Origin of the sequence: Algoriphagus lacus (genome assembly GCF_003583985.1) — a bacterium.
Taxonomy (GTDB): Bacteria; Bacteroidota; Bacteroidia; order Cytophagales; family Cyclobacteriaceae; genus Algoriphagus; species Algoriphagus lacus.
Genome location: NZ_QXML01000008.1, coordinates 220,344 through 240,126, shown reverse-complemented (window position 1 = coordinate 240,126; position 19,783 = coordinate 220,344). Strand labels below are relative to the sequence as shown.

The following is a 19,783-nucleotide window of genomic DNA, read 5'->3' as shown; positions in this document are numbered from 1 at the left end:
ATTAAGAATCCAGCCCCTTCCCTTTCAAATCTTCCACAGCTCCGTTTGAGCCGTTTGGGAGTGCAAATATCTCCCTTTTTTCTCCCTCAACAATACCTCGGAAAGAAAAAACCCTTGTTCACATCTAAGTCCCTGAAATTGAAAGAGAAAATTTTTGATCTGATTTAATCCAAAATAATCTCGAAAACCTGCCTAAAAAAGTCAGCAGAAATTTAAAAACAGAATTTTATTCTGAAAAAATCAAAAAGATCAATATCTAAAAGAAGGTAAAGGAGCGTAATACCGTTTTCTTGGGTCTTTTGATGAAAAAGTATAGCGCATTGAAACTTCATGTGCGCCACCTGATGAAGAAAAACCCAATTTGGAAATTGAATAATCAAAGCTATACCCCAATTCCAAACCAGAGGAAAGGCTTACTCCCAATAAAAAAATCAAAGCTTCATTGTTGGGAAGTGAATATTTTGTTGGTAATCCTCGATACCAAAAGCCTAGGACGAGAGGCTCAAAGAAAAACTCAGCTCCCAAATCCAATTGGGAAAACTGGCCTTGTTGCTTATAATTAATACCAAGGGCAAATGACCTTTCTTGGTCAGTATTGTTGAAATAATCATTAATGTCACCTGGAGAAAGATCAAACCGATAACCACCATGCAAAGAGTATTTCATGGGAAGTTGATTGGAATTATCAGCCAAGTAACTGATTTCGGGTTCTAAAAGATGAGCTACAGAAACTCCAAGCCAAACTTTTCTCCCAAAATACAAAAGCCCGGCATGTGCATCGGCTGATTTTAATTCGCTGTCCCCATCGAAAGCTGAACCGGGCTCTCCTACTATCACCCCCCGATCGATATCCAATTGTGTCCCTAATATCACCCGATCAAACAAGGCTTCCCTTGCAACAAAACTCCCTTGAATTCCAGCTTGAATATAGCTTTTATCACTCAAACGTAACCTGTAGGAATAAACCAGGCCAATCTCATTGAGACTCGTCTGGGTAAATGATTCTTGTGCCCCCTGAATTATCAATCCAAAACCAGAATTGATACGCTCCTCATAGTGATCAAAATAAGCCGTATACGCAACAAAACTTTCTTCCAAAGCTGGCCACTGATTGCGAAAATTGACTCCAAATCTGGTTTGACCGGTACTTCCCGCAAAAGCGGGATTCAGATAAATCGGATTTGCATAGTACTGACTGTATTGAATATCCTGAGCAAAACCAAAAAAACTCAGCGTAAAACAGGTAAGGAAAATAATTAACCCTTTCATCTGATCAGCCTGAATTTTCCACTTTCACTCACCTTTTCTCCATCAGTAGCAATTCCTTCAATCCGGTAAACAAAAATTCCCGCATCCTGAAGTCGTCCCTCCAGTGTACCATCCCAACCCTCTGTTTCCAAATCGCTGGTTTTAAAGATCAATTCCCCCCAAGTATTGAAAACCAACAATTCGAACTGAACCAGTCCTTTAAATTTTGGTAAGAAAGTCTTGTTCTCTTCCTTGGTTGGCGTGAATCCTGTAGGCACCATCAGTCTATAACTTCGGGTAATGGAAAGGGTCTTAGTAAAGATCTTTTGGCAACCATATTTATCGGTAATAACCAACTTAACTTCGAAATTTCCTTTCTTTCCAAAAACATGGGTAGGATTTTGGTCTGTTGAACTTGATCCATCTCCAAAATCCCATTCCCAATTCTCAGCTCTATCATCAGATCTATCTGTAAATTGGATCACATCATCCGGAAAAATCCCTCCACTGGCATCATCTTTTATCCCAGTTCCTTGAACCTCAAAATCAAAATTTATTGTGAGTTCCTTTTCCTGTATAAACACTTCCAAAGAAATTGGATCAGAATAACAGTCCAGGGATTTCAATTTCACTCGGAGCTCATATAAGCCAGACACTTTTACTGCCTTAAGTTGATCATTGACTAAGGTGAGTCCCATTCCTGAAAGTTGGTAATCGTACCGAGTAGGATCGTACCCGGAGATTTGACTGGTCAAATCCACTGTTTGTCCCGGAGTACATCCTACAACTGGGGAATCCACTGCCAAAACAGGATAATCAGGCAAGTTCACACGGACTTTGTTACTGATTGCAGGACAGTTTTTCCTATTGTAACCAATGATCTCATATTCTCCTTCCTCCTGAACTGAAAAAACTGGTTGGTTAGCGCCTTCAATCAGTATTCCATCCTTTCGCCATTCATATCGCTGGTAGACCTCGCTTCCTTTTCCTTCGAGAACTATGGTCTCCCCTTTACAAATGTCAAATTGCTCGATTATTTCATTTTCACCGGAAATCAACAGGTTGATGGGTTTTGGAGACTCCTTTATTTCAAGAGTCATTGCGTTTCCTTTGGATGATTTCCCGTAACTATCCGTAATGGTATAGTACACTGTGACCTCATCATCGATGTATTCTTCATTTGGAAAAAAAGTAAATCCCCCGGCCTGATCACTGGCCTTGAAAACTCCTTGAGGCAAAATCAAAACCCGGTTTTGCTCCAGGCATCTGGCCTGAGAGCAAACGTCAACTGACTCGGCCTCAATATCCTCGAGTGACTCATAAAATTGAATGCACCGGATCACACTGTTCTCATTTGGTAGCATCACGTCTTCATCAGTAATGTAAAACTGATTTTCCTGACCAGCACAGGATGCGAAATCCGTGAAATCTACCCCTAGGGGATCTTGTAAAGCATCATCAGCCGACACTTCTACTTTTAGATTTCTGATTTCATGATAGTTATTATAACCACCTGTAGAGGCGGCAAATCCTATTTTCAAGTTTTTTGGCGCAGGAAAATCGTAAGGGCGGTCAAAAATGGTAACCTGACGAGGTAAGCCAGGCTGGGTAGTCACAACCATTGATAGTGTAATAAAAAAGCCAATTCCATCCGGATCAGGTTGCAACTCCATGTTAACCCGTCGATATCCCACTTGCATGGGGTCTGTGACCCTGGTTGAACCCCCTCCTCCAGAACTGATTTCAAATTGCCCACCCGGAGTCAAGCCGTCATTTCCGGTACTGGTAGTTTTTCGTCCGACAACGAAAGGATAACCTGTAAACCCATTCCCCGGCCCTCTGAGGACAATAGAGTTGGGCGTGCGTCCGTTGCCATCGACTACTGAAAACCCTCCATTTTTCCCTTCGGAAGAAACCCCAAAACCTCCAAATTCATCAAATCCAATTCCTAAATACGCATTGGCCAAACCTGGTTCATTACCTCTTTGGGCATATCCAAGAGATCCTCCAAAACCACCCGGTGAAAAATTAGGAGCATCACCATCGAATAAAAACATCGATATCCCATCTGCCAAAAACAAGCCTGTTCCTCCGTAGCTGAAATATTCAAATTCTACTTTTAGCCCGTAAGTAGATGGAAAAGGGACATCGATGTAGACATACCCTCGTTGGTCATTTTGGTTTGATGTCAATCGAAGAACTCCCTCAGTCAACCGGGCATTTCCCCCGAACACAGTATTAGCCTGAGTCCCAGGAGTCTGAAAAGTCTCACAGTATGGAAATCCAATTTGGGCACTTGCTCGTGTTCCCAGCAGCGCAAAAAATGATAAAACCACTATTTTAAAAATCCTCTTCAATTCCCTTTCCATTTGATTTATAAAGAAAAAGACAAAGAGAATATAAAACAAAAGCTCCTGAGGTTATCCCAGGAGCTTTTTGATTAATAAAATTAATGGGTTACCTCAAAATAGTTTGCACACGATCAGGGCCTACTGAGACTAACCGAATCGGAACATTAAGCTCAGATTCCAGATAGGACACATAATCTTTCAATTCTGTTGGGAATTCTTCATAAGATCGAACCTCTGCCAATGAGCAATGCCAACCTTTCATTGTTTTATAGATTGGTTTGACATCGAGATCAGTGATCTCAAAACTCAACTTATCGATATTTTCCCCTGAAGGAAGGACATAGTGAGTACAGATTTTAATTTCTTCGAATATGTTGAGAACATCGGCTTTCATCATGAAAAGCTGCGTTACTCCATTGATCATAATGGAGTATTTCAATGCTGGAAGATCCAGCCACCCACATCTTCGTGGCCTACCTGTTGTACTACCAAATTCATTCCCCTCTTTCCTCATGGCTTCACCTGTAGAATCGAATAGTTCTGTTGGGAATGGACCACTACCTACTCTGGTGCAATAAGCCTTAAAAATCCCAAAGACTTCTCCAATTTTGGAAGGCGCTACTCCTAAACCTGTGCATGCACCTGCAGTCATTGTGCTGCTTGATGTCACGAAAGGATAACTACCAAAGTCCACATCCAATAAGGATCCCTGCGCACCTTCTGCCAAAATTTTCTTGTTGGAATTTAATGCATCATTGACCACATATTCACTGTCGATCAAATTCAGTGTTTTTACAAATTCCACAGCTTCAAAAAACTGGGCTTCCATCTCATCCAATTTGTCCAAAGGATAAGAATAGAATGAAAGGGTAGTCTTATGTTTTTCTACAAGAGTTTGGTATTTCTCTTTGAAATCCGAACTCAGGATATCTCCAATCCTTAGGGCAGATCGTCCGATTTTGTCTTGGTATGTCGGACCAATTCCTTTCAGGGTAGATCCTATTTTCTTATCTCCTTTAGACTGCTCATAGGCCGCATCCAGAAGTTTGTGCGTAGGAATAATGATGGTTGCCTTTTTTGAAACCACCAGATTTTTCTGGTAATCGATGGAAAATTTCCCCAATCCTTCGATTTCTCTTTTCAGGATAATCGGGTCAAGAACGACTCCATTCCCGATGATATTGAGAATCTGAGCACGGAAAATACCGGAAGGAATTTGATGAAGCACGTGCTTGATCCCGTCAAATTCCAGTGTATGACCAGCATTTGGACCACCCTGAAAACGGGCTACAACCTCATATTGAGGAGCTAACACGTCAACGATTTTACCCTTTCCTTCATCTCCCCACTGGAGACCTAGCAATACATCCATCTTCATTTGATGCGCGATCTAATCTTTAGTAAAGTCTTTTTGAAGGGCGAAATTTGCGATAAGGGCAAAGAAAACCAAGGGAATGATCCTATTTATTACGAATGGCAAGTTCCAAAAAAAATAGCCTCCATAAGAGGCTAGGTTCATAAACACGGTTTGAGTTTAATCAGACCAGTTTTGCTTTTGCATCCAAGACTGAATCAAACACGGTAAATATATTGTTCAGCTTGGTGATGATGAGCAGTTTTTTCACATGCTCAGAAGGTGAAGTTAAGTATACTTCCCCACCTGCATTCCGCATTTTGGTCAACATAGTAATCAGCAAGCCAATTCCGCTCGAACTGATATATCGAACTTCGCTCAAATCAATTACGAAAGTTTTGGCTCCTTCTTGAATAGCGTCAGATACTACCTCAACCAATTTGGGACCTACCTCATCTCCGATCAAATCTCCCTGTATAAATAAATAATGGGCCTTTTCGTCCTTTTGTGTAGAATAGGTAAGTTTCATTAGCTAGCTTTTTTGTTTTGACAATTTTCCTTGGTGCAATTTCCATATAAAATCAAGGAATGGTGAAGCACCTGGAAGTTCAAGATTTCTCCTACGGTATTTTGAATGTTTTGGATGCGTGGATCGCAAAACTCCATTACCTGATTGCAATCCACGCAGATCAGATGGTCATGCTGTTTGTATCCGTATGATTTCTCGAATTGAGCCAGATTTTTCCCAAATTGATGTTTGGTCACCAAGTCACACTCTACCAAAAGGTCCAAGGTATTGTAAACCGTTGCCCGACTCACTCGGTAATTTTTGTTCTTCATACTGATGTAGAGACCTTCTACATCAAAGTGGCCAGTCCGGCTGTAAATCTCCTCCAAAATCGCATAGCGCTCGGGGGTCTTTCTAAGTTTTTGATTTTCCAGGTAGGCGGTAAATATCTTTTTGACCTCTTCAAAATGAGCGGTATTCAAAGCCATTTTCAGCGATTTTTTTCAAATATAACTTTTGTCCCCCAGAAAAGATTCAATCAGTCAAACCGGGAGACTTTAATTATTCCCTCCACTTGCTGAAGATTTTTAATCAAGTGATCTAAATGCTCGGTACTGTGAACATACAACTTAATCGTTCCTTCGAAAATTCCCGCATCAGAATCCACGGTTATGGACCGCATGTTCACTTTCAATTCATTGGAAATCACCTTTGTGACATCATTGATCAATCCAACTCGATCAGTACCCACAATTCTTAAACCGGCCAAAAATGCAATTTCCTTTTGACTTGTCCAGCGGGCTTTGATTACTCGGTTTCCGTGGTTGGAAAGTAATTCCAATGCATTGGGACAAGATGTACGGTGGATTTTGATCCCTTCATTGATTGTCACAAAACCAAAAACATCATCACCCGGGATAGGATTACAGCATTTAGCCAAAATATAATCCACTACATCCATGTCCTCACCGATCAGCAACTGATCATGATCGGAACCTTTCAGGCTTTTGATTTCCTTGGTGAAGGTAGATTCGTCCTTTACTTTTTCGCTGACTTTACTTTTGGCTTTCTGATTCTCTTTGAAGTCCTTGAAAGACTTGATCGAAGTGGGATCAATGATACCCTTCCCTACTCGGTAATAAAACTCATTGGCAGTTTTCAGTTCAAAATAGGCCCTAAGCTGCTCTACCGTCTCTGAGGTAAACTCAAGCTTCATGGCTTTCATTTTCCGTTGCACGATTTCCTTTCCATCCACTATTGCGGATTTCTTTTCCTCCCGAAGGGCATCTTTGATCTTTGCCTTAGCCCGTGAAGTGACTACGTTGTTGAGCCAGTCTTCTGTCGGTTTTTGCTTGTTGGAAGTTAAAATCTCAACCTGATCACCGTTTTTGAGCTTGTGATTGATTGGAACAAGGCGCTGGTTAACTTTCGCACCGATGCATTTTGCTCCGACTGCAGTATGGATTTCAAATGCAAAATCCAACGCAGTTGCTCCGAATGGAAGAACCTTAAGATCTCCTTTGGGGGTGAAAACGAATACTTCTTCCTGAAATAGGTTCCCCCGGAAATCATCCATAAACTCAATGGCACTTCCGTCGTTGGATTCAAGCATGCTTCTAACCTGATTGATCCACTCATCCAATCCTGCACCTGATTTACTGGAACTGTCTTTTTCCTTGTATTTCCAGTGAGCGGCATAGCCTCGCTCGGCAATTTCATCCATTCTGGAGGTACGGATTTGCACCTCCACCCATTGACCGGTGTTACTCATCACAGTGGTATGGAGAGATTCGTAACCATTGGATCTTGGAGTGCTTATCCAATCCCTTAGTCGATCAGGGTTAGGACGATAAAAATCCGTCACTATGGAATAAACCTGCCAACAGTCCGCCTTTTCATTTTCAAGCTCGCTGTCCAAAATGATTCGAATCGCAAACAAGTCGTACACTTCCTCAAAAGGAATCCCCTGTTTTTTCATCTTATTGTAGATAGAATAAACAGATTTGGGCCTTCCTTTTATAGCAAACTTAAATCCCTGTCGGGTAAGCTCATCTTCAATCGGCTGGATGAAACTTTTGATAAAACGATTCCGGTAGCTCTTGGACTCGTTGATCTTTTTTACAATATCCTTATAAGTCTCTGTATCGGTGTATTTGAGGTACAAATCTTCCAACTCAGACTTTATCGCATACAAACCCAACCGGTGAGCCAAGGGCGCATACAAATACATGGTCTCTGAGGCGATCTTTAACTGCTTATGCCGTGGCATGCTCGATAGCGTCCTCATGTTGTTTAATCGGTCTGCCAACTTGATTAGAATCACCCTGACATCATCCGAAAGCGTCAGGAGCATTTTCCGGAAATTCTCAGCCTGCTGGGAACTTCCATATTCGAAAACACCCGAAATCTTTGTGAGTCCATCTATAATGGTCATGACTTTGTGACCAAACTCCCGCTCGATGTCTTCCAACTCCCAATCAGTGTCTTCAACTACATCATGAAGCAGTGCTGATATGATCGATGTCGTCCCTAAGCCGATTTCTTCCACACACACCAATGCTACCTCCAAAGGATGGTAAATGTAAGGCTCTCCGGATTTGCGGCGCATGTCCTTATGTGCCTCGAGGGAAATGTTAAATGCTTTTTTTATTTGCTTGGTATCACCTGGTTTTAAAACAGGTTTTGCTTGCCGAAGCAGCCTTCGATAGCGTTTGAGGATTTCTTTTCGTTCTTCTTCTATGTCCACAGGGATCATAAGGGTGGAATTTTATTCAAAATTGGGACAGGGATTAAATCATTCCACTATTTGGAGAAATATTTTTTCAGGCACTTGTGAAAAATTAAGATTATGTCTTTACCTTTGCAACCACAATTAGAAAACGAGATCATTTGATCAAAATATCTCGGTCTGATTGAATCCAATGCGGATGTGGCGAAATTGGTAGACGCACTAGACTTAGGATCTAGCGCCGCGAGGCATGGGGGTTCGAGTCCCTCTATCCGCACAGCTTAAGCCCTCAATCACTCCACTGTTTTTGATCAGACAGGAAAGAGATTGGGGGTTTTTAATTCATCATCTGTTTAATTCTATATACCTTGGAAATTACACTAGACAAGCATTCAGCAAATCAAGCTTCTATTAAAATTACACTAAACGAAGCAGATTATCAACCAAAGGTTGATGCCAAACTAAAGGATTACGCCAAAAAAGCAGCCATCAGAGGCTTCAGACCGGGAAAAGCTCCTGTTTCTATGGTCAAAAACATCTATGGAACATCCATCTTGGTTGATGAAATCAATGCAATCCTAGGTGAATCCCTCAACAATTACCTCAAAGAGCAGACTTTTAGAATTCTTGGAGAGCCGCTTCCCGTTGAAAAAGCGGACAATTCCATTGACTGGAAAACTCAAAAGGATTTCGATTTCGAATACAAAATTGGTTTTGTGGATTCGGTGGTTGTGGCTTTGGACAAAAACACCAAAGGAATAAAGTACACGATCAAAGTCGACGACAAATTGATCAATGAAACCATTGAGAATCTAAAGTCTCAATATGGCGACAGTACAAATCCTGAAGTAAGTGAAGCAGGAGACAATATCTACGGTGATATGAAAGCTGCTGAGGGTGATTTTTCAAAAACTCTTTCTCTCCCACTTTCTAAAATTTCGAAGAAGTTAGCTTCAAAATTCACAGGGATCAGTAAAGATGCAGTAATTGAATTTGACGCAAAAGAAGTGAAGAAAGAGGAATGGTCTGAAGCTTTTGGATTAACTGAAGAAGAGTCTAATGAGGCAAAAGGCACTTTCACTTTTACCGTAAAAAACATTAACCGAACAGAATCTGCTCAGTTGAATCAGGAATTTTTTGATAAAATCTTCGGTCCAGGTGTAGTTAATTCAGAAGAAGAATTCATCACTAAAGTAAAGGAAACCCTTCAGGGAAGTTACGACCGTGAGTCAAAAGTTTTCACAGAGGAAGAATTGAAGAAAGCCTTGGTAGAAAAGGCTAACCTATCCCTACCGGATACTTTCTTGAAAGAGTGGTTGCTAAGAGCTAATGAAGGCAAAGTGACCCTAGCGGATGTCGAAAATGAATATCCACTTTATGCCAAACAATTGACTTGGTCTTTGATCTCCAATCAGATTGCAAAAGACAACGGAATACAAGCTGAGCATGCAGATGTAATTGAGAAAACCAAAGAAATGATTCGTGAGCAATTTGCTTCATCAGGTCTTGGTGCCCAGTTGGAAGCTAGCATGGATATGTTTGTCGACAATTACCTCAAAGGAAATGAAGGTCAGAACTACATGAACATGCTGACTTCAGTCCAAAATGAGAAAGTTCTTTCATTTGTTCAGGAGAAAATTGATCTGACAGAAAAGACCATTTCAATCGACGAATTCAAGGAACTTTTAGAGAAGTAAATCGATTTAGAGCTTATATTGAAAAGTCCTTTTTTAAAGGACTTTTTTATTTTTGTCCACCACAACAAACTCAAAAAATGATCAACAAAGAAGAATTCAGAAAGTACGCCATTCATAATCAAGGCGTAAGCGGGACGGCTTTTGACCAATATACCCAACATATCGAAAACATGACCCGCTCCGTAATCGAAGAGCGTCCTCAGAACTTCCGGGAAATCGACGTGTTTTCAAGATTGATCATGGACAGGATCATTTTCCTGGGTACCGGGATTGACGATCATATCGCCAATATCATTGTGGCCCAACTGCTTTTTCTTGAATCAGTCGACGCCAAAAAAGACGTATTGCTTTATGTGAACAGCCCAGGGGGATCTGTGACTGCAGGTCTTGGAATCTATGACACCATGCAATACATCGGCCCGGATGTGGCAACGATTTGTACCGGAATTGCCGCCTCAATGGGTGCAGTTCTTTTGGCAGGCGGAGCAAAAGGAAAAAGATCCGCATTGCAGCATTCAAGAGTGATGATTCACCAACCTTCAGGAGGTATGCAGGGTCAATCTAGAGACATGGAAATCTCCCTAAAACTGATTTTGTCCATGAGAGAGGAATTGTACCAAATCCTGGCAAATCATACTGGAAAAACATTTGAAGAAATCGAAAAAGACTCCGATCGCGATTACTGGTTGAGAGCTCAGGAAGCCAAAGAGTATGGCTTGATTGATGAAGTATTAATTAAAAAAGCGTAAGAATGGCTCAAGTAACCTGCTCCTTTTGTGGCAGAAACAAAAAAGATGTGGATCTCATGGTGTCGGGAATTTCTGCCCACATCTGCAATTTCTGCATCGACCAGGCACACATGATTCTTGGAGAGGAAGAAAAAACCAAGAAATCAGGTGCCAAGCCCAAGTTCAAAATCAAAAAACCAAAGGAGCTGACTTCCTACTTGGACCAATACGTCATTGGGCAGGAGGAAGCGAAAAAGGTACTTACTGTAGCCGTTTACAACCACTACAAGCGTCTTCAGCAAAAAGACGAGCATGATGAAATCAAGATTGAAAAATCAAACATCATCATGGTTGGGGATACAGGAACAGGTAAAACGTATCTAGCAAAAACCCTGGCCAAAGTTCTTGAAGTCCCATTTTGTATTGCGGACGCCACAGTTTTGACCGAGGCAGGCTATGTCGGGGAGGATGTGGAAAGTATTTTGACCCGCCTGCTTCAGGCCGCTGACTATAATGTCGAAGCTGCTGAGCGAGGCATTGTCTACATCGATGAGATTGATAAAATCGCACGTAAATCCGACAATCCATCAATTACTCGTGATGTAAGTGGTGAAGGGGTGCAGCAGGCTATGTTGAAGCTTTTGGAAGGAACGATGGTAAATGTCCCACCGCAAGGCGGCAGGAAACACCCCGATCAAAAAATGATCGCAGTGAACACAGAGAATATTCTATTCATTTGCGGTGGAGCATTTGACGGCATTGCAAGGCATATCGGTAAGCGACTGAATACCCAACCAATGGGATTCAGCAAAACTTCCAATTCACCTCAGGCAGATCGGGAAAACCTCCTTCAGTACGTAACCGCTCAAGACCTGAAAGCTTTCGGATTGATCCCGGAATTGATCGGTCGATTGCCTGTATTGACTCACTTGGATCCTTTGCACAAAGAAGCTTTGAAAAGAATCCTGACCGAGCCAAAAAATGCATTGGTGAAACAATACACGAAACTATTGGAAATGGAAGGGGTCAAACTCAAATTCGAAGATAGTGCTTTGGATTTCATCGTGGAAAAAGCGTTGGAATATAACCTTGGAGCAAGAGGTTTACGGTCCATTTGCGAAGCCATCATCACGGATGCGATGTATGAAGTACCATCCGACGACACGATCAAGGAATTGGTCATCGATGAAGTTTACGCAAGGTCACAATTTGACAAATCAAAATTCAAGCGACTACAAGTCGCATAAATTGAAAAACCCTGCTTCGATGAGGCAGGGTTTACTTTTTTAGAGAACCTAAAATCAACTTTGCAGTAGTCTCTGAGGCACTGCTTTCTCCTATTTTTTCCCGGATCAAATCATAGCCCTGAAGCATTTCTCCCTTATAGACCACATTGGTAAAAATGCGATTCAATTCCGACTTCAACTTTTCAACAGAAAAATCATCTTGAATCAGCTCCTTCAACACTTCTTTTTCTGCGATCAAATTAACCAATGAGATAAAAGGAACCCGAATCAGATTTTTTGCGATAAGGTACGAAACGGAGGAAGTTCGATACACTACAATCTGGGGAACACGGAAAAGGGCCGTTTCCAAAGTCGCGGTACCTGAAGTCACCACTGCAGCAGTAGCATGTGAAAGCAGGTCATAGGTCTGATTGAACACTACTTTAAGTCCAGCTTTTTTGGCAGAATCATAGACTGAGGCAGGCAGGCTATCCACCCCAGCTATGACAAATTGGGCATTGGGAAATTCCTTTACCAAAGAAATCATCCTATCCAACATGGCAGCAATTTCTTGCTTCCTGCTTCCTGGCAGCAATGCGATGATTGGCTGATAACTCAATTCATTTCTTTGGAAGAAAAAGTCATGTGGGGCAAACTTCCGGATTTCATCCAAAAGTGGATTGCCGACATAATGCACTTCCATTCCAAATTTGGCAAAAAAATCAGGTTCGAAAGGCAAAATGGAATAGATCTGATCGGTAATCTCCTTGAGTTTTAGTGCTCGCTTTTGATTCCAAGCCCAGACTTTGGGTGGAATGTAATAGTGTACAGGGATTCCGTTTTCCTTTGCAAAATCAGCGATTTTCATATTAAAACCACCGTAATCCACCAAAATCAAGGCATCAGGACGATAGGCCAACAAATCTTTTTTAACCAAATTCAGGTATTTCAAAACTTTCCGGAAGCCCAACACCACTTCCAAAAATCCCATCACCGCTACTTCTGAGTAATCCACCGCCAACTCGACTCCAGCTTCTTTGGAATATCCCCCTCCCATTCCGCGGAATTGAACGGAGGAATCAAGCCCTTTCATAGCCAAAACCAAATTGGATGCATGCAAATCACCCGAACGTTCTCCGGATATGAGGTAGATTTTTTTCAATTGTGTATGTTATTGGATTCGAAAACAATAAAAGTAGGCTTTTGGACCTACTTTTAATTCTAAATTATAAATTCTCAACTTTAAATACCTTCTCCAAAGTACTCTACAAAATTCCTCGGGGTCTCGTACAGCGTTAGCTTATAAAGTCCACCTTGAGGAGTGATTTCCTTGACAGCTGGCTCCAGAATTTTCCAAAATTCCATCACCAATATTTCACAGCTTGCCAACTTCCCCTGCATGAAATCGACGTCCATGTTTAGATTTTTGTGATCTACTTTATCAATCACCAATCTTCGGATAATTGTACTAAGCTTTTTAAGATCCACCACAAAACCCGTCTCCGGATCCGGCAAGCCTTTCACAGTTACAATCAATTCAAAGTTGTGGCCATGCCAATTGACATTGGCGCATGGACCAAATACTTCAAAATTCCTTTCATCGGACCAAGTTGGATTCCACAGTTTATGTGCGGCATTGAAATGTTCCTTTCGGCAAACGTAGATCATCTTTTCTGTTACTAGCTGGCAAAAGTAAAAAAAAAGTCCCTCGTTGAAAATTAAGGGACTTAGGATGAGGCAAACTTTGGCTTTTAATTCAATTGTTTAATCAATTTTTGAATATCAGCCTGGCTTTTCAAATTCAACTTTTGATCCTTAATAATAGAATTAACCTTTTCGAAATCTTCCCCAAAAATTTGCTGAAGGTCTTTTGATTTACTTTTCAAGAGCGAGACTTCGCCGTCCTTCACGATGAAAAACTCCTCCTGATCCTGAAAAACTTTGGCAGCTTGTGCACCGTAAGTGGCCATTACATCATCAGTCATAATCTTATATTGATGGAGAAGAAGAGTATATTCTCCTTTTTCCAACACCCTCAAAAATCTTTTTTCAGAAAGGGTCGGAACCTCAAATTCAGAAGTGAATTCAAGAATTTCTCCGGATTCTGAGGGATAGGAAAAGCCTGCCAATTTATCTGCAGGATACGCATACAAGGTTCCTTCCAATTTGTATTCAAGCGTATGTTCGTAGCCATTCAATGCAATCTGAAGACCTTCAACTTTTTGACCATTGGGGAGGTAAATGGTGCCGTTTTTGAAATCCTCAAAATACTGGGATCCTTTCACTTCCCGATAGGGGCTGGTCATAATCGGATTGCCGGTACCATTATCCCGCAAAACCGATAATTGGGCCTGAGAAAAGCTGGGGAATAAAAGGACGAATAAACCTGCAATTATCAAACTAATTCTTCTCATGATATTAAGGAAAAAAAGACCGGAATTCACCGGTCTTTTTGATTTATAAATTACTAGTTAACCTGATAAGATTATCTGGTGATTCGGATTTGAACCTGATTATGATTAACGCTGGAACCGATGGCTGCGTTGCCTTCCAATTCAAGAAGAAGGTCAACATTTCCGCCGATTTTTCCAGTGTTGGTCACATTCACAGTCAAAGTTCCAAAGCTAGAACCCGCAGGAATAACCACTGTACCCGTAGCAGTATAGTCAGTACCGGCAACAGCAGTCGTGCCTTCTGGAACTACCTTGAAAGCGATTGTCTCATCACTGGCGCGGTGAGCACCGATCAAGTTAACCTGAAGGTTAACAGTTCCTACTGTATTGGCTACAGTGATTCTTGGATATTTTTGGCCTGCCAGTGGAGTTCTCACCACTGCATCCTGAAACTCAACCAAAGCTCCTTCCCAAACAGGATAGTCCTGCTCGATACAAGAAGTGAAAACTAGAGCAAAGGCCAGAGTAAGTAAAGAAAATAACTTTTTCATGATTTCTGATTTTAGTAGCCTCTGTTTTGGTTAAGATTTGGATTACCATCCACCTCTCTCTGTGGAAGCGGAGGCAAGATTTTGAAATCGTCAAACGCCAAGTTTACAGCAGGTGTAGTCTTAACGATTGGTTTACCATAGCGTTTCAAATCAAAGAAACGGTGACCTTCAAAGGCAAACTCTTTGAATCTTTCCAAAAGGATCTCATCCAAAAGTGCCTGGCCTGATAGGTTGACAGCGGTCAATCCTCTCAAAGCTTTGAAAGCATTCAGTTCGGTAAGTGCTTCCGCAGTATTATTCAGATGGTAGTTTGCTTCTGCTCTGTTCAAATGCATTTCAGACTTTCTGATTACAGGAACGTTATCAGCATAAGCAAAACCGGACTTGGACATAAACTTGGTGGACTCGATCTGACGTCCAGCACCTCTTACCGTGTTACCGGTAGTGTAAAGCTGAGCTCTTACGTCTGAGTTTCTGGTCACATCCCAGTTGTTGTTGTCTGTAGCTGGTGAACCAGTCTGAAGAGGAGTCAACCCAAAGAAACCTCTAACAGTAGCATTTGGAATGAAATCACCCCAACCGCCCTGAGAGTTTTTGTTTGTCAGGTTCAACAGCGCAGTGTAAGAAGACTGAAGCGACTCATTCACGCCAATTGATTCTTCTGCCAAAGCAAAACGAACTTCAAACATTGATTCAGGATTAATTGAAGATCTCCAGCCGGAAACGTAAGCATTTCCTCCAAGGACAGTCCCCACATTGCTACCCAAAGCTGTAGTAGCTTCAGAAGCAGCTTTTGCCCAATCACCTCTGTACAAGGCAACTCTTGAAAGCAAAGCAGAGGCAGCAGCACTTGAAGCATACTGAGTACCTCTTGAAGTCAAGAGTCTCTTGGCATCTTCCAGATCAGTATAGATTTGAGTATACACCTCATCAATAGTGGCTCTGGAAGTCTGTCTGCCCAGTGCTTCACCGGAGGTAATTACACCAGTCAGTTCCAAAGGAACTCCCCCTTCATCAATCACACCTGGCTGATAGATAGCCGTTGGCATGTAGGCATATACCTTGATCAAATCGAAGTAGTAAAGTGCCCTGAGGAATTTGGCTTCACCTTCCCAACGATCACGCTGAGCCTGAGACGCTCCCTCCACACCGGCAAGACCGTCAATGATCAAGTTTGCTTCGTTGATTGCGAAGTAACTATTCTGCCAAAAACCTGCCTGAAAATGCGCGTTTGGCTGATTATTGTTTTCGCCAATCAAACGACCCGAGTTACTGGTAGTCTGACCAACATCTGCCAATGCATCTGACAAAGCCAACAAATCACGACCGTAATTTCTAACGGATCTTAATCTGGCATACACCGAATTAAGAGCTGCATCCATTGCATCAGGTGTATTCAAAGCACCGTTTGCATCGATGGACTGTCTAGGATCCACTTGCAACAAGCTATCGCATGAACTCACGAGAAGAGTACTCCCGAGTGCAAGTGATAAAATTGCTTTATTTATAAATTTCATAGTTTTTTCTCTTTTAGGTGATTAGAAACCAATTTGAACACCTACAGTGTAATTCTTAGTCAAAGGGATTTGACCTGTACCAGCACCGGTAAATTCAGGATCGTATCCTGGATAATCGGTGTAAGTCCACAAGTTTAGACCTTGAACATAAAGTCTTGCCTTGGAAAGACCGATTTTGCTTACTAGGCTTGACTGGAAATTGTAGGCAAGAGTCACTTGAGACAATCGGATAAAATCCGCCTTCAACAAACCTGCAGAACCGGAGTTACGACCAGCGCCTCTAGTTTCGTTACCTGCGTTGGTGGTCAAGTTTCTAGGGATATCAGTGATCTGACCTGGAGCAGTCCAAGTCCTCTCATTCACCTCTCTAAGCGCGTTGAGTGCCAGACGGGTACCGTTCTCTCTCAAGAAACCATATTGACCATCATTAACAACAGCTCCATATTCATAGGTAAAGAATGCTGTAGCCTCAAAGCCCTTGTAAGAGAAGGTATTATTCAAACCACCGAAAGTAGTCGCCAAGTTGGAACCTTTGTACACACGGTCAGCTGCCAATGGGAGGTAAGTGATGTTGCCATTGATATCGTACCACATTGGACGACCAGTTGCTGGGTTAACCCCAGCGTATTCAGCCACAAACCAAGCACCTGGAGCCTGTACACCCTGAGTTGCAGGGTTACCTACTGGCTGTCCTACAGCAATACCTGGGTTAGCTGGAAGGAATTGCAAACCATCATACAAGCTCAACACCTGGTTTTTGATATAGGTGAAGTTGAAAGTAGTATTCCATCTGAAACCTCCCTTGTCAATATTAACAGTGGAAAGTTCGAATTCAATACCCTTGTTCTGAAGCTCACCTACGTTGTTGGCAATGTTATCAAAACCATTAGTCCAAAGCACCGGCTGGCTCAACAACAAGTCTTTTGTTCTTCTGTCGAATACGTCAACGGAACCAGTCACTCGGTTGCTGAAGAAACCATAATCCAAACCAAAGTTCAGGGTGGTGTTTGTCTCCCAACCCAAATCCAAGTTTGCCAAGGAAGTAGGACGGATACCGGCACTACCTGCGTAGTTACCACCACCTCCGTACAAACCTCTTGCGTCAAAGTTTCCGATTTGGTCGTTACCTGTCAAACCATAAGAAGCTCTCAATTTCAATTCAGATACCGCTGTGGATTGCTTCAGGAATTCTTCTTCAACAATGCTCCAACCCAAACGGATGGATGGGAACAAACCATATTGGTTGTTAGTACCGAATCTTGAAGAACCGTCATATCGTGCTGTTACAGTAGCCAGGTATTTTTTCTTGTAATCGTAGTTAGCTGACAAGAAAATACCTGCTCTTCTGTAACCAGTCCAGAAACCTGTGATGGATTCTGGAGTAGCGGAAGACTGGATAGTTCTGAATTGGAAAGTAGGGAAACCAATACCAGCACCGGAAATACCTTCACGGGTTTCAGAAAGGAATTCACCACCAAGAATTGCAGAAACGGAATGAACTCCATTGAAAGTCTTATTCCAGTTCAAAGTATGGGTAGTGATGAAACGAGTTCTCCAGTCAGATTGAACAGAGCTTCTACCTCTAACACCTGCTCCATCTGGAGTACGTGGATCTCTGTAGCTATCACCTTGTAATAATCTATAATCCAAACCTACCAAAGCTCTGTAAGAAAGGTTATCGAGAATCTTATAAGTACCGATTACGTTACCTACAACTGTATTTGTTCTCTGAAGACCAGAGTTGTAAGCATTTACCAGGACAATGTTTTGTCCTAAAACACCACCAATGGCTGTGTTGAAAGTTCCGTCCTCATTGTAGATCGCATTGTGTGGCAATACTGCTGATGCGGAGAAAGCTGGGTTACCCAAGAATGCACCATCAATTGAGAAAGGAACATTCTGCTGGAAAGTAGACAAGTTGATGTTTGTCTCCAAGTTCAATCGATCGTTTGCCTGGTGAGCAAGTGCAACTCTTACGGTTCCTCTTTCAAAGTCAACTGGTTTGAAAGAAGATTCCTGATAGTTGTAAGAACCTGAAAGGAAGAATGTAGTCTTCGCATCACCACCTGAAACAGAAAGTTCATAGTTCTGGATTTTACCAGTACCCATTACCTCACGCTGCCAGTCATAGGTTGGAAGATCCAAACCGATCTGATTCAATTGTTCTCTAGAAAGAGTCTGCCAGTTTGAAGGTCTTCTCCCCATTGCATTGAGGGCATCAGCTTCAGGGCTTGCACTGTTTGAGTTGATGTGAGCATCTCTTCTCATTTCATACCACTCAGCTCCGCCGAGCACATCCAAATATTTCATTGGTTGTGTCTGACCGCTGAATGCGTTGAATTCGAACTTTGCCTTACCTTGCTTACCTTTTTTGGTAGTGATAATCACAACCCCGTTTGCAGCCTGAGAACCATAGATTGCTGCAGAAGCTGCATCTTTCAGGATTTCCATTGACTCGATGTCATTTGGGTTCAAGAAAGCCAATGGGTTTGACTGGGTGAAGTTTGAGTTAGACTGGTTGTTCAACTGAACGCCATCCACGATGAAAAGTGGCTCGTTACCTGCGTTGATAGAACCTACACCTCGGATACGGATGTTAACAGCTCCACCTGGAAGACCGTTAGATGATCGTACCTGAACACCTGCTGCTCGGCCCTGCAATGCGCGGTCAAATGACTGCATCGGCAAGTTTTGAATTGCCTCACCTTTTACAGAAGAAACCGCACCGGTTACTTCTCTTTTTGGCTGGGAACCATAACCGGTCACGATTATTTCCCCCAATGCCGTTACATCGGATTCCAACACTACGTCAACTGTAGTTCTTGTCCCGATGGTAACTTCCTGCTGTCTTAAGCCTACGAAGCTAAAGACGAGCACATTGTTTCCGGCAGGAACGCTGATTGAGTACTTACCATCAATGTCAGTGGCAGTACCAATAGTTGTTCCTTTCACCAGAACTGTCGCTCCTGGCACTCCCATGTTGTCCTCTGCGGAGGTCACGGTACCAGTGATCACGCGGTCCTGAGCAAACGCTACTGCGCTGGCAAAAAACAGCATGAGTCCTAGAAGTAAAACTTTCCTCATTTTGGTTAGATTTTGGTTTAATAAACTCAATGATATTTCTAAAACTTGAATATCTCAAGCGAAATACCACGAAGGAACTGGAAAAGTTTTGGGAACCAACCCATCAAAATAATCGCGAAAAAATGAGTTCTCGGAATTAAATTCCGTATAGCACTAATGAACTACTTACTGCAAATCATTATTCGGTTATCCCTATGTTAACAAAAGTTAATTTGTGTAAAAAAAAATTAACCGTTCATAAAAAAAGTGGGTTTAGGACCCCCAAAAGACCAAAGCAAAAGAAACAAAACAATTATTCCTTACAGGTTTTGAATCAGATTACCTCCAATAGGTATATAAAAGAAGAGCAAAACTTCAATTTTATATAATTGTTTAAAATTATATTTTGATTTTATTGT

At 42.0% G+C, this 19,783-nt stretch carries 15 protein-coding genes and 1 tRNA gene; 4 read left to right on the top strand and 12 right to left on the bottom strand.

Going from position 1 to position 19,783, the window contains the following annotated elements:
• Positions 1 to 249 precede the first annotated feature (249 nt).
• The 6 genes from D0X99_RS16085 to D0X99_RS16060 all read right to left on the bottom strand — a co-directional run bounded on the left by D0X99_RS16085 (position 250) and on the right by D0X99_RS16060 (position 8,216).
• Positions 250 to 1,269, bottom strand: coding sequence for a PorP/SprF family type IX secretion system membrane protein (locus D0X99_RS16085; RefSeq protein WP_119478870.1), 1,020 nt, complete (start codon positions 1,267 to 1,269; stop codon positions 250 to 252).
• Positions 1,266 to 3,605 carry a PKD domain-containing protein gene (locus D0X99_RS16080; protein ID WP_233553741.1) on the bottom strand — a complete coding sequence of 780 codons (2,340 nt, stop codon included), beginning with the start codon at positions 3,603 to 3,605 and terminating at the stop codon, positions 1,266 to 1,268. The genes D0X99_RS16085 and D0X99_RS16080 overlap by 4 nt, the downstream gene beginning before the upstream one ends.
• 100 nt (positions 3,606 to 3,705) lie before the next feature.
• Positions 3,706 to 4,977, bottom strand: coding sequence for an adenylosuccinate synthase (locus D0X99_RS16075; RefSeq protein ID WP_119478868.1), 1,272 nt, complete (start codon positions 4,975 to 4,977; stop codon positions 3,706 to 3,708).
• A 160-nt stretch (positions 4,978 to 5,137) separates the two neighbouring features.
• Positions 5,138 to 5,482 carry an STAS domain-containing protein gene (locus tag D0X99_RS16070; RefSeq protein WP_119478867.1) on the bottom strand — a complete coding sequence of 115 codons (345 nt, stop codon included), beginning with the start codon at positions 5,480 to 5,482 and terminating at the stop codon, positions 5,138 to 5,140.
• Complete coding sequence (locus tag D0X99_RS16065) at positions 5,482 to 5,949, bottom strand: Fur family transcriptional regulator (protein WP_119478866.1); 468 nt, start codon at positions 5,947 to 5,949, stop codon at positions 5,482 to 5,484. Before D0X99_RS16065 ends, D0X99_RS16070 begins: the two co-directional genes overlap by 1 nt.
• A 50-nt stretch (positions 5,950 to 5,999) precedes the next feature.
• Entirely contained in the window at positions 6,000 to 8,216 is a 2,217-nt protein-coding gene (locus tag D0X99_RS16060; RefSeq protein WP_119478865.1) for a RelA/SpoT family protein, read from the bottom strand.
• 168 nt (positions 8,217 to 8,384) lie between these two features.
• On the opposite strand from D0X99_RS16060, the gene D0X99_RS16055 reads away from it, so the two are divergent.
• The 4 genes from D0X99_RS16055 to clpX all read left to right on the top strand — a co-directional run bounded on the left by D0X99_RS16055 (position 8,385) and on the right by clpX (position 11,861).
• A tRNA-Leu gene (locus tag D0X99_RS16055) sits at positions 8,385 to 8,466 on the top strand.
• A gap of 91 nt (positions 8,467 to 8,557) precedes the next feature.
• Positions 8,558 to 9,886 carry a trigger factor gene (locus tag D0X99_RS16050; protein ID WP_119478864.1) on the top strand — a complete coding sequence of 443 codons (1,329 nt, stop codon included), beginning with the start codon at positions 8,558 to 8,560 and terminating at the stop codon, positions 9,884 to 9,886.
• A 77-nt stretch (positions 9,887 to 9,963) separates the two neighbouring features.
• A complete protein-coding gene (locus tag D0X99_RS16045) occupies positions 9,964 to 10,635 on the top strand; it encodes a ClpP family protease (protein ID WP_119478863.1) in 672 nt (223 codons plus the stop codon).
• A 2-nt stretch (positions 10,636 to 10,637) separates the two neighbouring features.
• Positions 10,638 to 11,861, top strand: coding sequence for an ATP-dependent Clp protease ATP-binding subunit ClpX (clpX, locus tag D0X99_RS16040; protein WP_119478862.1), 1,224 nt, complete (start codon positions 10,638 to 10,640; stop codon positions 11,859 to 11,861).
• Positions 11,862 to 11,892: 31 nt separating this feature from the next.
• Here clpX and lpxB read toward each other — a convergent pair whose 3' ends face one another.
• The 6 genes from lpxB to D0X99_RS16010 all read right to left on the bottom strand — a co-directional run bounded on the left by lpxB (position 11,893) and on the right by D0X99_RS16010 (position 19,385).
• Positions 11,893 to 13,002, bottom strand: a complete 1,110-nt coding sequence (lpxB, locus tag D0X99_RS16035; RefSeq protein ID WP_119478861.1) for a lipid-A-disaccharide synthase — start codon at positions 13,000 to 13,002, stop codon at positions 11,893 to 11,895.
• A gap of 80 nt (positions 13,003 to 13,082) precedes the next feature.
• Positions 13,083 to 13,508 carry a 6-pyruvoyl trahydropterin synthase family protein gene (locus tag D0X99_RS16030; protein WP_119478860.1) on the bottom strand — a complete coding sequence of 142 codons (426 nt, stop codon included), beginning with the start codon at positions 13,506 to 13,508 and terminating at the stop codon, positions 13,083 to 13,085.
• Positions 13,509 to 13,591: 83 nt separating this feature from the next.
• On the bottom strand, positions 13,592 to 14,254 hold the full coding sequence (locus D0X99_RS16025) for a hypothetical protein (RefSeq protein ID WP_119478859.1): 663 nt from the start codon (positions 14,252 to 14,254) through the stop codon (positions 13,592 to 13,594).
• A gap of 71 nt (positions 14,255 to 14,325) precedes the next feature.
• A complete protein-coding gene (locus D0X99_RS16020) occupies positions 14,326 to 14,784 on the bottom strand; it encodes a DUF4843 domain-containing protein (RefSeq protein WP_119478858.1) in 459 nt (152 codons plus the stop codon).
• An 11-nt stretch (positions 14,785 to 14,795) separates the two neighbouring features.
• Positions 14,796 to 16,301, bottom strand: coding sequence for a RagB/SusD family nutrient uptake outer membrane protein (locus D0X99_RS16015; protein WP_119478857.1), 1,506 nt, complete (start codon positions 16,299 to 16,301; stop codon positions 14,796 to 14,798).
• 21 nt (positions 16,302 to 16,322) lie between these two features.
• Complete coding sequence (locus D0X99_RS16010) at positions 16,323 to 19,385, bottom strand: SusC/RagA family TonB-linked outer membrane protein (protein ID WP_119478885.1); 3,063 nt, start codon at positions 19,383 to 19,385, stop codon at positions 16,323 to 16,325.
• Positions 19,386 to 19,783: the final 398 nt, after the last annotated feature.